This is a genomic window from Christensenella sp. (assembly GCF_034927525.1).
Classification (GTDB): Bacteria; Bacillota; Clostridia; order Christensenellales; family Christensenellaceae; genus Christensenella.
Genome location: NZ_JAYFPU010000303.1, coordinates 1 through 2344, shown reverse-complemented (window position 1 = coordinate 2344; position 2344 = coordinate 1). Strand labels below are relative to the sequence as shown.

Genomic DNA, 2344 nt, shown 5'->3' with positions numbered 1-2344 from the left:
CGCCCTATTCAGACTCGCTTTCGCTGCGGCTCCACACCTGAAGTGCTTAACCTCGCTACATACCGTAACTCGTTGGCCCGTTCTACAAAAAGCACACCGTCACTTGCGCTCCGGCTGCTTGTAAGCATTCGGTTTCAGTTTCTCTTTCACTCCCCTCCCGGGGTTCTTTTCACCTTTCCCTCACGGTACTGTTCACTATCGGTCACTGGGTAGTATTTAGCCTTGGGGGGTGGGCCCCCCTGTTTCAAACCGGGTTTCACGTGTCCGGTCCTACTCTGGTGCCACTCCTGCATTACATACATTTCGCCTACGGGGGTTTCACCCTCTGTGCCGGACCTTTCCAGAGTCCTTTGGCTATACATGTAATGTCCTTTGAGTGGTCCACAACCCCGGCAGTAAACTGCCGGTTTGGGCTCTTTCCCTTTCGCTCGCCGCTACTTAGGAAATCGATGTTTCTTTCTACTCCTCGGGGTACTTAGATGTTTCAGTTCCCCCGGTTTCCCTCCATAACACTATGTGTTCATGTTATGGTACCAGATCTTTACTTCTGGTGGGTTTCCCCATTCGGATATCTGCGGGTCAAGGCCTATTTGCGGCTCTCCGCAGCTTTTCGCAGCTTATCACGTCCTTCTTCGGCTCCTGGTGCCAAGGCATCCACCATATGCTCTTTTTAGCTTGATCTTTTAAGCTTTTTTAGTGAATCTCTCAGCTTGTTGCAACTTAGTATTTTTCATACTTCGTTACCCGATAATATTACTTCGTAATTATTATCTCTTTGTACGGTATTGTGCAGTTTTCAAGGTACAAGGAAACAGTTCACGTAGTGAATGTTTCCACGTTGCAAGGAATGGAACACGATCCTTCGTGTGGATTCCGACGCAACAGGCCTGGAAGGCCATTTGTTCTCCTTTGTCATTTTGACTCCGGAATTTATATTATACATGCCAACCTTATCTAAATCAACATGTATATTATCTCTTTTTTGTCTCATAACTCAACTGTAATTCGGTTGCTTCAGGGGTCAAAGTCACTCCGCTAGTGCTACGTTTCACACTAAGGAATGTCGGTCTTTATTTTCTCCGTTGCACTGCGAAAAACTTGGTGGGCTCAAGTGGACTCGAACCACCGACCTCACGCTTATCAGGCGTGCGCTCTAACCGCCTGAGCTATGAGCCCTTGTCTTTGCCTGCTTCGCGGGTCAAATGCCTCCGCATGTGCTACGGCACAAATTAATGAATGTTGGTCTTTTTCTTTGCTACGCAGCCTCCAATTTACTCCGCTGTGCTCCGTATCAAATTATGGAATGTTGGTCTTTTTCTTTGCTACGTAAAGAAAAAGTTGGTGGAGATAAACGGGATCGAACCGTTGACCCCCTGCTTGCAAGGCAGGTGCTCTCCCAGCTGAGCTATACCCCCATTCACATGAAGGATTTGATCCTTCAAAACTAGACAGTGTAAATGAAAATTATCCATATTCTTTTAGTTAGATTTTCATATTTTAAAGGTAAGAATATTTCGCATAAGAAATTCTATGCACTGTTGCTGTCACACTCAGCTTCCACTGAGTGTTCTCACAACAGAGAATTTCTAACTGCGAAGATATTCCTTCGACCTATAGGATATACAGAGTATTTCATCTGTAGTTCTCCTTAGAAAGGAGGTGATCCAGCCGCACCTTCCGATACGGCTACCTTGTTACGACTTCACCCCAGTCGCTAACTTCACCTTCGACGGCTATCTCCTTTCGGTTAATTCACCGGCTTCGGGTGCTTCTAACTCCCATGGTGTGACGGGCGGTGTGTACAAGGCCCGGGAACGTATTCACCGCGACATGCTGATTCGCGATTACTAGCAACTCCATCTTCATGCAGGCGGGTTTCAGCCTCCAATCCGAACTGAGGGTGCTTTTTAGAGTTTTGCTCGCTGTCTCCAGCTCGCTTCCCGTTGTTACACCCATTGTAGCACGTGTGTAGCCCAGAACATAAGGGGCATGATGATTTGACGTCATCCCCACCTTCCTCCGAATTGTCTCCGGCAGTCTCACTAGAGTCCCCAACTTAATGATGGCAACTAGCAATAAGGGTTGCGCTCGTTGCGGGACTTAACCCAACATCTCACGACACGAGCTGACGACAACCATGCACCACCTGTCTATCTGTCCCGAAGGACTTCTCCCATTACGGATTATTCAGACGATGTCAAGTTCTGGTAAGGTTCTTCGCGTTGCTTCGAATTAAACCACATGCTCCGCTGCTTGTGCGGGCCCCCGTCAATTCCTTTGAGTTTCAACCTTGCGGCCGTACTCCCCAGGCGGGATACTTATTGCGTTTACTGCGGCACGGAAG

2 tRNA genes and 2 rRNA genes are annotated in these 2344 nt (G+C 48.0%); all 4 read right to left on the bottom strand.

Features of this window, described 5'->3' with window-relative positions:
- Positions 1 to 681: ribosomal RNA gene (locus VB081_RS12295) — 23S ribosomal RNA — on the bottom strand; the annotation flags it as partial.
- A gap of 418 nt (positions 682 to 1099) precedes the next feature.
- Positions 1100 to 1176: transfer RNA gene (locus tag VB081_RS12290), tRNA-Ile, on the bottom strand.
- Positions 1177 to 1339: 163 nt separating this feature from the next.
- Positions 1340 to 1415: transfer RNA gene (locus VB081_RS12285), tRNA-Ala, on the bottom strand.
- Between the two features lie 237 nt (positions 1416 to 1652).
- A 16S ribosomal RNA gene (locus VB081_RS12280) occupies positions 1653 to 2344 on the bottom strand; the annotation flags it as partial.